The organism is Veillonella sp. (assembly GCF_019414865.1).
GTDB lineage: Bacteria > Bacillota > Negativicutes > Veillonellales > Veillonellaceae > Veillonella.
Genome location: NZ_DXLG01000208.1, coordinates 1 through 1,635 on the forward strand (window position 1 = coordinate 1; position 1,635 = coordinate 1,635).

The 1,635-nt window shown below is 41.5% G+C and carries 1 protein-coding gene; it reads right to left on the minus strand.

Translation table 11 applies throughout. The features are described from left to right. Positions 1–71: 71 nt before the first annotated feature. Positions 72–1,565 carry a DASS family sodium-coupled anion symporter gene (locus QZ334_RS08300; RefSeq protein ID WP_295233610.1) on the minus strand — a complete coding sequence of 498 codons (1,494 nt, stop codon included), beginning with the start codon at positions 1,563–1,565 and terminating at the stop codon, positions 72–74. Positions 1,566–1,635 lie beyond the last annotated feature (70 nt).

Sequence of the window (1,635 nt, forward strand, 5' to 3'; positions counted from 1 at the left end):
AGAAAGACCCTTATAGGGTCAGAGCAAACCACCCGTTCTACGGGTGGTTATGATTGCTTTGTTAGTTACTTTTAAGCTATGCCAATCCAGTGCCAATATGTAAGAGCAAATACGAGCATCATTACATAGCCAATAATAGTCAATGGAATACCTGTAGTCATAAATGTTTTTACGTCGAATGTGTCTGTACCGTAAGCTACCATACCTTGTGGAGAGTTTACTGGTAATACTAGACCGAAGCAGATCGAATATTGCATAAGCATGGTTACACCAATTGGGTTAAGACCTTCTGCGTTATGTCCTACTACAATAGAAATTACAATAGGAATCATAGCAGAGGAGAGGGCTGTAGCAGATGCAAAGCCTAGGTGGATGACAATGAGGAAAGCAGCCATTACGGCAATTAATATAAATACGCTGGCACTTTCAAGGGAGAAGGCGTTTACGAATACTTGAGCAAGCCAAGTAGCTGCCTTTGTTTTTAGTAATACAGATCCAAGACCGATACCAGCACCAAACATAACGATGGAGCCCCAGTCGATGTTTGGCTGTGCAAATTTCCAATCCATAATGCCGATTTTAGGGAAGAAGAACAATGCGATAGCTACAATTGTTGTAGTTGTTGTATCGATAGAATGTAGCTTGCCACCGGTAGCCCACAATGCGAGAAGACCGATAGAGATACATAACAGTTTCTTTTCATCAGTACTCATAGGACCGATTTCTTGGCGCATTTTAGCGAGTTGTACATCGCCACCTACAAGTTCTTTAAACTCTGGCTTGATTAATGCTTGTGTTAAGAAATAGGCGATGATAACCATAATGATGGAGAATGGAGCCGCTGCAGTAAGCCAATCTATCCAGCTAATAGATGTATTCATCTGTGTTTGCATAAAACCTACTGCTACAAGATTTTGAGCGGCAGCCGTTTGAATCATAATATTCCAGAACGTATCGGCCTGTACGGCACCTACCATGAGTAGAGCGGCTACGCGGCTTTTACGTTCAATACCTAAGTTCTCAACAATACCAATGATAATCGGTGCTAAGCAAGCAATACGAGCCGTTGCACTTGGTACAAAAAAGGCGAGGATAAGACCTGTAATAATAACACCTAAATAAATACGGCTAACCTTAGTACCAACGCTAGACAGTACTAACATGGCGATACGACGATCGAGACCTGTTTTGCGCATGGCCACAGAGATAAACATGGCAGCGCCTACAAGAATCATGGCTGGTGAAGAATAACCAGAAATGATAAGCTTCAAGGCATTGGCTGTGCCCATAGCTTTAGCAGGAGCTTCCGGATTCGGTGAGAATCCTAATAGTAAAGCGGTAAGTGCAGTAATCATGGTAGCACTTACTGGATAGGAAACCGCTGAGGTCATCCACAAGATGATGGCAAAGGCGAGTACACCGATCATACGATGACCACCGGTAGATAATGTTTCTGGTGTAGGTAATAATAAAATGCCACCTAGAACAATGAAAGATAAAATAAGTCCAATATTTTGAGCAGTTGTACGCACCTTTTGTGGAGGGGCAGTGGTTGTTACACTCATAATAAAACTCCTTTCAATTTGTATCATAACTATTACTGTATAATAATAAATAAGGTAAACTATATAAACT